Origin of the sequence: Phyllobacterium sp., from assembly GCF_037994425.1 — a bacterium.
GTDB lineage: Bacteria > Pseudomonadota > Alphaproteobacteria > Rhizobiales > Rhizobiaceae > Phyllobacterium.
Genome location: NZ_JBBNAM010000041.1, coordinates 1 through 7,599, shown reverse-complemented (window position 1 = coordinate 7,599; position 7,599 = coordinate 1). Strand labels below are relative to the sequence as shown.

Genomic DNA, 7,599 nt, shown 5'->3' with positions numbered 1-7,599 from the left:
GCCGCCGGCACGCGGTCGGTCTTCTCCGGCTGCTGGCTGTTATCGGCTTGCGCGACCTCAACGCCCTGACGAGCGGAAGTCTCAATACTTGCGTCTTCATGAATGTCCTGGCGGAAGTCGTGCGAGACGTTTTCGCTTGCAGTAGCGGAAATGCGCGGATCTTCGATAGACATAACAAAACAACCCCAATGAGAAACTGGGGCCAATCAATTACGCGGAAGAGCCAAAATCAATACTTGCAGCCGCTTCAGGCATAGCCGGTTATGCTTCCACCCAAAAATGTTTTAGGAAGAGTTAACGCGGCGGCCCCGAACCTCGCCGGAAACGCTAAAATTCTAATAAAATTAATGAAGTAAAAACGCGCTCCGGCCGCGTATCCCGGCTTCCTCGATTCTACGCTCACGCTGCCATCAGCGCTTTCCGCTAGACCTCCTGGACCCCTCAAACAGTTCAGCGCGAGACGGCGTCCGGCCATCTCGCGCTGAGTTGAAAATCGCCGTCTGCAGCGCCTATCGGGTGGGCGCCACGAGGCAGAAGAATGCGCCCTGGGGATCGGCCGCCTGGATGATCCAGCTGCCGCCGGGCACTTCCATCGGACCGTTCAGCACCGTGCCACCGCCCGCCTTGACGCGTTCGATAGCCGCATCGATGGCCGGCACGTTGAAATAATAGGCCCATGCAGGCATGGGGACGCTCGGCGGCTTGGTCATCATGCCGCCGATCTGCGTGCCGTGCTCAGCGAAGATCGTGTAGGCGCCCATTTCGCCCATATCCATGTCCTGGTCCTTCGTCCAGCCGAAGACCTTCGAGTAGAATGCGAAGGCTTCGGCACCGTTGCCGGCATAGAGCTCGTGCCAGCCGATATGGCCGGGCGTACCCATCGGCGGCGGCGGCGACGGATTGTCCCTTGGCAGCGGCGTCATGATGCAGATGACCGCCCCATGCGGATCGGCGACGACGGCAAAGCGTCCGACCGTCGGAATATCCGCCGGCTCGCGGCGAACCGAGCCACCGTTGGCGGCAAAGTCCTTCGCCGACTTGTCGACATCATCGACCGCGACATAGCCCGTCCAGTTCGGCGGAATGCCTTTCCCTTCCAGCTCGGCGGGAAAGTCCATCAGGCCGGCGACGCCTGCGCCATTCGCTTCGAAGATCGTATAGGGCGGCAGGTCCTGGATCGTCATGTCACTTGTCGTCCACCCGACAACCTTGCCGTAGAATTCGGCGGCGGCCTTGGGATCGGGGGTCATCAGTTCGCACCAGATGAATTTGCCGTGGGTTTCGGACATCGTGATCTCCATTTGGGTTTGGATTTTCGACGAACGGCAGCGCCGTCCGCAGACCGCAGCTATTGCTTGCGGGTATAGTGCGCTTCCATGAACTGCTTCCAGGAACCGTCGGGCTGTCTGGCAGCAGAATTGAAAGTGCGGTGGTCGCGATCGTGGAAGATGATCTGCTCGCGATACTCGGCAAGCTTCCTTGCGTCGGCGAAATCGGGGCCGGTCGTATAGAGGCTCAAGGTCTTGCCGTCGTCGGAGAGCTCGCCTTCGTAGACCCACATGTGATCCATCATCGTGCCGATCCAGGTGCCGACGTATTTTCTCTTGTCGGCGCTGTAGCCGAGAGTGAGTACCGTCGTTGCCGCGCTACCGCCCGGCATGGTGCCGGAGCCTTCGGCGACGAACCAGATGCCATGAAGCGACCGCACGATCTCCGTCCACGGTTCCTGTCCGGTCATCTCGGGTGCCGTCACGTCCCAAACGCCAACGAGGTCTTCCAGGAACTCGTGCTCCTTCAGAACTTTTGCTTGCTGCATCGTCCTTCTCCCTTGGGATGATGGTCGCAGATATCAGTGACAGCAGGACGGCGCGCTCTTGGCCGGCTCGTATTCGTCGTGACGCTTGACGAAATCCATGGTCGCGTCTTCGTTACGTCCCTTCGGCGCACGATCGAGGATCATCAAAGTGCCGACCGCTTCTTCGAGGCCGCGGGCGTAGCTCGAGTAGGTATGGAAGACTTCGCCTGCGTCGTTCTTGTAGAATGCGCTGAGACCGGGAAGCTCGTCATTGGCGTTGGCCGGATCAATCGCCTCGAAGTTGTAGAAGACCTTGTCCTTCGCCAGATCGTCCGGGCTGAAGGACACGTGGTAATCGAAGTTGAAGCTGTTATCGAAGGATGAGACCCAGGGGAATTTCCACCCCATGCGCCTCTTGTAAGCCTCGATCTTTGCGAGCGGCGCGCGCGAAACCGCGACCCAGGTGACATCATGGTTGTTGAGATGCGGCAGCGTTCCGTCGACATGATCGGACAGGAACGAGCATCCGGGGCAACCGGCTTCCCAATCAGGCCCAAGCATGAAGTGATAAATCAGGAGCTGGCTGCGGCCGTCGAAAAGCTCGGCAAGGCTTTTCTTGCCCTGCGGCGTATCGAAAACATAGTTCCTCTCGACCTTGACCCAGGGCAAAGCCATACGCTCGGCGTTGACCCTGTCTCTCAGTTGCGTTGCTTCCTTCTCCTTGAGAAGCAGCGCGCGGCGGGCTTCCAGCCATTCTTCACGGGAAACGACTTGGTTCTGCATCACGTGCGCCCTCCTCCGGCGCGATCGAGACGTGGCGGTCCATGCTCCTTTTCCTTGACTAATTACATTGATATCAATAGAAATTAAGCATGTCAAACGCGGTAGAGATTCCTTTTTCGACGACGCTTCTCGTACGTGACACGTGCCTCTGCCTGCATGTGCAACGGGCGGCGCGCGCGCTGGCGCGCCTGTTCGACGATGCCCTTCGCCCTGTCGGGCTCACCAACGGCCAGTTCTCGCTGATGACGTCGCTGAACCGCCCGGAACCGCCGCCTATGGGACCGGTCGCAACCCTGCTTGCGATGGACCAGACGACATTGACGGCCGCACTCAAGCCGTTGCAGCGCCGTGGTTGGGTAAATGTAACGCAGAATGCGAAAGACAAGCGCCGGCGCCTGCTAAGCCTGACGCCGGAGGGAAAGGCCGTGCTCGCGGCCGCAGTGCCGATCTGGGAAAGCACCCACGCCAGCCTCGAGGAAGCCCTTCCGGACGGTGACATGGGAAGGTTGCGGCGCGACCTGCAGGCGCTCGCCTGAAGCTCGGGCCGCCTGCGACATCGTCAGTCGCGCGCCATGCGCGGGTCGCTGGCGAAATCCTCCACCGAGAATCCAATTCTGACTTTCGGGAAATCGCAGAGCGCCTGGACGCCAATACCCGAAAGTCGGATCCTCCAGATCTGACGCTCGACAGGCTCGCGGGCGGCAAATGCCGCTGCCGTCAAGAGCGCGATATTACGGCGGCGTTGCGGATCGCGCACGGATTCGTAGAGGATTGCCTGGCAACCCGCCTCGCGAGCAGCGTCGGCCAGGGCCTGACAGGGCGCATAATTCTGAGGATCCGTCCATATCGCCCGATCGGCATCGAGAGGCGCGCGCGTCAGGTCGATTGCCGATGCGGTCGCGATGGCCGCGGAAAAAGCCGTGTACTCGGCGGCATTGACAGGAAGCGATGTCGCGGGCGACTCCGAATAAAACAGCAGTCGGTAGAACGCCATTTCGGCAAGCGCGGTTTCTACCCGCTCGGACGCATAGAAGACACCCAGCGTGCGCCCTGCCCGGCGGAAACGCGAACCATGCGGATAGACGGCGCCATAGCGGAACGGGGTCGCCAGCAGGTAGTCCAGCCCGATGCATTCCGGCGGCAGCGCCGGCTTGCTTTCTTCGAGCAAGGCTTCGAGCAGCGCCTGCTCATCGAGCGTATCGACGAGCTTCAGCGTCGAAATCTGGTGCTGCGCCTCGACCAGACGCCAGAACCTGCCCGAGATCGCCCGCGTCTCAGACGATAGCGCGGCGGGCGTCCAGATAGGCAAGGACATCGGTCAATCCCGAAATGCTGACGATCTTTTCGAGCGGCGTGGCGCCGAGCGCCGTGTTGGCGTTGCGCAGCCATTGCCGGGCAACGGTCTCGTCGCCGCCGACAATCGCGTCGAGCGAGCGAAACAGACGGACCAGCAGGATCGCGAGCTCAAAGGACTTCGAGCCGCGCTCAAGCAGATAATCCTGCCGCTTCATGCGCGAGACAGTCGCCTCGGAAACGCCGAGCACCGCCGAAAGCGTTCTGGCGTTGAGGCCGAGACGGTCAGCGGCATTGACGGCGGCCTTGGTGATTACGGCCGCCTCGGGAGACCGGGCACCAGAGATCGGATGTACTACAGCCATGCCATATTCCTTTCACAGGAAAGAATATAGCATCTAAATTTCATATGAAAAGAGCGCCGCGATGCGCGGCGCTCCCTTTCGCATTGATTAAGCAACGGTAACCGGAACTTCCGTCGATGTGCGCATTGCATGGCTATAGGGGCACACGATGTGGGCCGCAGCGGCAAGCTTTTCGGCGGTCGGCTTGTCGAGGCCGGGAATGTTCACCGTCAGGGCAACTTCAATGCCGAACCCCGTGCCGTCGTCACGCGGGCCGATGCCGACCGTGGCGCTGACCGTGGTGTCCTCAGGAATCTTGACCTTTTCCTTGCCGGCGACAAATTTCAGCGCACCGAGAAAGCAGGCCGAATAACCGGCTGCAAAGAGCTGTTCAGGGTTGGTGCCGGTCGCGCCATCGCCGCCGAGTTCCTTCGGAACCGTCAGCGTCACATCGAGAACGCCGTTTTCGGAAACGGCGCGGCCTGCGCGGCCACCGGTGGCGGAAGCTTTGGTCGTGTAGAGGATAGGCATGTCAGTCTCCTTTGCGTTGGGGTTGGATTTTGTTTATCGCACAATTAAATTGTCCGCAAGTGAATTTTGCAAATTGCATTTCGAGTTCGAAAAGAGGACAATCGAGCCCGTGGAAGGACGACAATGAAAGCGCATGTGGCCAAGACGATGGAAATTCCGGAAGAGGAAAAGCGGCTCGAGAACCAGCTCTGCTTTGCTGTCTATTCGACGGCGCATGCCTTTACCCGCGCCTACAAGCCGATCCTTGACAGGGTCGGCCTCACCTATCCCCAATATCTCGTGATGCTGGCGCTTTGGGAGAAGTCCGAGCAGCCGGTCAAGGCGATCGGCGAGCAACTCGATCTCGATTCGGGCACGTTGTCGCCATTGCTCAAGCGCCTGGAACAGAATGGCCTGATCAAGCGCACACGCGATTCCCGCGATGAACGGCAGGTTATCGTGTCGCTGACCGACAACGGCCGCGCGATGCGGAGCGAGATCGACACCATCATGGGCGCAATCGGCCAGGCCGCAGGCTGCACGCTCGAGGAAATGAAAACGATCCGAGGGCTGTTGAAGGGCCTCCGCTCCAATCTGACATCGGCGGCTTGAGAGCAAGGCATTGAAGCCGGAGCCGAGACGACATCATGCCCACGGCAAGCCCGCAGCCTCTAGCCGCAACCACAAATCTTGCCGGAACGATGAGCCGCGTGCCTGAAGCAGCTGCTCGAGATACCGACCGTTCAACAAAAGCGTGCTTTCCCTCACATAGGCCACGTCGCCCCGCGCCATTAGGTCCCTGCCCAGCGCTGCGTATGACGCCGCTCGCAGGAGTCGCGCCCAATGATAGTCCGGCAGCACGGTCAGGAAGCGATCAAGGCAGGCGATCGCTTCCTCATACTTCCCGGAGGCGAAATGGGCATCGCCCCGGAACAGGAAAATCGGATGATAGTCAGGACTGACCTGATCGGCCTGATCGAACGCCATGTGCGCCTCGCCGATCAGACCGGCGACGGTCAGTCCAATGCCGAGCCACGTGTGGAATTCGGCGTCGTTGGGGTTGAGGTCGACGGCCCTTTGCAACGCGTCCAGGCCGGCCCTGGCGCTTCCCAGGTAGGCTTCAGCAAGGCCGAAGGCGCTGAGCAGGTAGGGTTCGTGGTCATCCAGGCCCAGCCCCACCAGAACGATTTCACGCGCCTGCTGGAAGCCACGCACGGGATCGTCCAGCCAGCCGTTGAAACAGGAGTGGAAATTTATCCAGACGAGGCTCTCGCGGACCAGAACGTGATTGGGATCGATGGCCAGGATCCGCTCGCAGAAACGCCGGGCACGGATCATCCCGTTCAGCGTCGGTCGCTCGACATGATTGAACACCTGCAGATACAGCTTTTCCGTGCCGACCTCGCCCTCCGGCTCGGCGGCCGAACTGGCTGCCGCATGCTTCATCACGATATGATAGAGATTGCCGCTGATCTTGCGGACAAGCTGGTCCTGCCCGAGGTCGGAATTCGTGCTTTCATCGAGATATTTGCGGCTCCATATCTGTGTGCCGCTTTGCACGAACACGAGTTGCACCATCGCCCAGCCGGCTTCCCCGTCGCCCTGAACCGCGGTTTCCAGGACATAATCGGCGCCGACCCGTCTCCCGATTTCCTCGACGGTCTCGTGCCTCGCATTCACGGCAAACATCGTCGCGGCGGCAACCACCGAGAGCGGCGAGAACAGGCCGAGTTCCCCGATCAGTTTGCGCGTCAGGGATTCGGCGACGAGACTGTCGTCTCCATCATGTGAAAGGCTCCTGATTGGCAGGATCGCGATCCGAGGCTTGCCATTGGTCAAGTCCACGGACGGCTCCTGCTGTTCGCGAATTCGATCGATGAGCTGCTGCGTTTCGAGATCAGGCGCGACACCGAGATTGGCCTCCAGCAACGCCTTCAGGCCTTCGTAATGCCTGATGGCACGGGCGCGCTCGCCTCGGGCCTTGTGATGGCGCAGGATCGTCCGATGAGATGGCTCGTGGTAAGGATCCTGCCGCAAAAGGCATTGCGCGGCGAGAACCGCCTGCTCAGTGCTGCCCGCCCTCTCCAATCCTTCGGCGAGGTCCGCAAGGCAGTCGACCAGCAAATTGTGGTATCGGCCGCGTTCGATGCGAAGCCATGTTTCCAATGTCTCGTCGTTGAAGCTCAATCCCTCGAGAAACTCGCCCTCGAAGACATCCAGTGACGGCGGCAGCGACCCCGCCTTCGCGCTTTCCGCAAGAGTCTGAATGTCGGTGACAATGGTATCAGTTCTCATCCAGCCGGCGCCGCTGTCGAAGACGAGAGGTGACACGCCGTGGCCGTTGACGGCATGGCGGATTGCAAAGAACGCCTGGCGGAGGCTGTTGCGTGCATGTTCCTCGGTGCGCTCGGACCACAGCATGCCCGCCAGTTTCGATCGTGAAACAGACTTGCCGTTGGACAGCGCCAGCATCGCAATCAGCGCCTGATGCTTGCGCGAAGCGATCACAATGCTCTCGCCCGCGGGGGAGAGCAGCTGGAATCGACCGAACAGGCGCAGCATGAACCGCATCGCTAGTATCTCAACTTCTAATTTAGCATGATCAAGTAACGGCGATATAACAGCAGGAAAGCGACCGCTTGTCATAGTCAATTTTGGGCTATGGGCGAACGAGGGATGCGGAAATGCTCAAGATGCTGATTGGTATGGCTGCGGCTGTGGTTTTGATACTGCCCGCGTCTCCATCATTGGCCTGCGCGGATATCGCGCTGGTTGTGGCCGTCGACGGATCCGGTAGCATCACCGACGAAGAATATGCCTTTCAGAAGTCCGCGATCGCCGCCGCCTTCCGGGACAACGACGTCCTGGCCATCT

General features: G+C 60.2%; 10 protein-coding genes. 3 read left to right on the top strand and 7 right to left on the bottom strand.

The features are described 5' to 3' along the window. Positions 1 to 509 precede the first annotated feature (509 nt). Genes AAAB35_RS02610 through AAAB35_RS02600 form a run of 3 tightly spaced genes read right to left on the bottom strand, consistent with a single transcriptional unit; the run spans position 510 to position 2,578 of the window. The gene (locus AAAB35_RS02610; RefSeq protein WP_112647540.1) at positions 510 to 1,289 is read right to left on the bottom strand and encodes a VOC family protein; all 780 of its coding nucleotides are present in this window, start codon (positions 1,287 to 1,289) and stop codon (positions 510 to 512) included. Between the two features lie 59 nt (positions 1,290 to 1,348). Beyond that, the gene (locus AAAB35_RS02605) at positions 1,349 to 1,816 is read right to left on the bottom strand and encodes a DUF1579 domain-containing protein (protein ID WP_340666675.1); all 468 of its coding nucleotides are present in this window, start codon (positions 1,814 to 1,816) and stop codon (positions 1,349 to 1,351) included. 33 nt (positions 1,817 to 1,849) lie between these two features. Then, positions 1,850 to 2,578 carry a thioredoxin family protein gene (locus tag AAAB35_RS02600; RefSeq protein WP_112647508.1) on the bottom strand — a complete coding sequence of 243 codons (729 nt, stop codon included), beginning with the start codon at positions 2,576 to 2,578 and terminating at the stop codon, positions 1,850 to 1,852. Positions 2,579 to 2,667: 89 nt separating this feature from the next. On the opposite strand from AAAB35_RS02600, the gene AAAB35_RS02595 reads away from it, so the two are divergent. After that, positions 2,668 to 3,114, top strand: coding sequence for a MarR family winged helix-turn-helix transcriptional regulator (locus AAAB35_RS02595; RefSeq protein ID WP_062370423.1), 447 nt, complete (start codon positions 2,668 to 2,670; stop codon positions 3,112 to 3,114). Between the two features lie 23 nt (positions 3,115 to 3,137). On the opposite strand, the gene AAAB35_RS02590 is transcribed toward AAAB35_RS02595, so the two are convergent. From AAAB35_RS02590 to AAAB35_RS02580, 3 genes are all read right to left on the bottom strand, one after another. Then, entirely contained in the window at positions 3,138 to 3,893 is a 756-nt protein-coding gene (locus AAAB35_RS02590) for an RES family NAD+ phosphorylase (protein ID WP_112647510.1), read from the bottom strand. Beyond that, positions 3,853 to 4,236 carry an MbcA/ParS/Xre antitoxin family protein gene (locus AAAB35_RS02585; protein WP_029867482.1) on the bottom strand — a complete coding sequence of 128 codons (384 nt, stop codon included), beginning with the start codon at positions 4,234 to 4,236 and terminating at the stop codon, positions 3,853 to 3,855. Before AAAB35_RS02585 ends, AAAB35_RS02590 begins: the two co-directional genes overlap by 41 nt. Positions 4,237 to 4,323: 87 nt before the next feature. Continuing rightward, the gene (locus AAAB35_RS02580) at positions 4,324 to 4,746 is read right to left on the bottom strand and encodes an organic hydroperoxide resistance protein (RefSeq protein WP_025662361.1); all 423 of its coding nucleotides are present in this window, start codon (positions 4,744 to 4,746) and stop codon (positions 4,324 to 4,326) included. Positions 4,747 to 4,869: 123 nt separating this feature from the next. Here AAAB35_RS02580 and AAAB35_RS02575 point away from each other — a divergent pair, with 123 nt between their 5' ends. Continuing rightward, positions 4,870 to 5,337: a MarR family transcriptional regulator gene (locus AAAB35_RS02575; RefSeq protein WP_029867483.1), complete on the top strand. Its 468-nt coding sequence runs from the start codon at positions 4,870 to 4,872 to the stop codon at positions 5,335 to 5,337. Between the two features lie 33 nt (positions 5,338 to 5,370). Here the strand turns inward: AAAB35_RS02575 and AAAB35_RS02570 are convergent, their stop codons facing one another. Beyond that, entirely contained in the window at positions 5,371 to 7,296 is a 1,926-nt protein-coding gene (locus AAAB35_RS02570) for a BTAD domain-containing putative transcriptional regulator (protein ID WP_340666674.1), read from the bottom strand. Positions 7,297 to 7,409: 113 nt separating this feature from the next. On the opposite strand from AAAB35_RS02570, the gene AAAB35_RS02565 reads away from it, so the two are divergent. Then, positions 7,410 to 7,599 (top strand): DUF1194 domain-containing protein (locus AAAB35_RS02565; protein WP_340666673.1); only part of this gene is annotated, 190 nt, incomplete at its 3' end.